This window comes from uncultured Microbulbifer sp., from assembly GCF_947489355.1.
Taxonomy (GTDB): Bacteria; Pseudomonadota; Gammaproteobacteria; order Pseudomonadales; family Cellvibrionaceae; genus Microbulbifer.
Genome location: NZ_CANLDD010000220.1, coordinates 1 through 296, shown reverse-complemented (window position 1 = coordinate 296; position 296 = coordinate 1). Strand labels below are relative to the sequence as shown.

At 61.5% G+C, this 296-nt stretch carries 1 protein-coding gene; it reads right to left on the bottom strand.

Features of this window, described 5'->3' with window-relative positions:
* The coding region (locus tag Q1A48_RS21540; protein WP_299948941.1) for a hypothetical protein at positions 1–296 on the bottom strand (296 nt) is incomplete at both ends.

Here is a 296-nt window from a genome sequence, read left to right as displayed (position 1 = left end):
CTGCCGCGGGTAAGCTCGATAAGAGAACCGCGCCCATTACCGCCGCGACAGGAACCCAAAAAACCACGCCCGCCATTGCTGGGGGTACCGCGCAGGGTACCCAGGTGCCAGTTGTCGGGCAAAGTATTATTAGTACCGAGCACAAGGCCAGTGAGCAGGGCATAGGCCAGCTGCGGGCCCGGCCCTTCCAGATAGATAAATTCCTCCACCGCAATCCCACGCTCGTCGTCGTTGTCGGTGGGGATCACATGATCGCGGGCATAGGTGCCGAACAGGCCGCGGGCACAGCCGGTAAA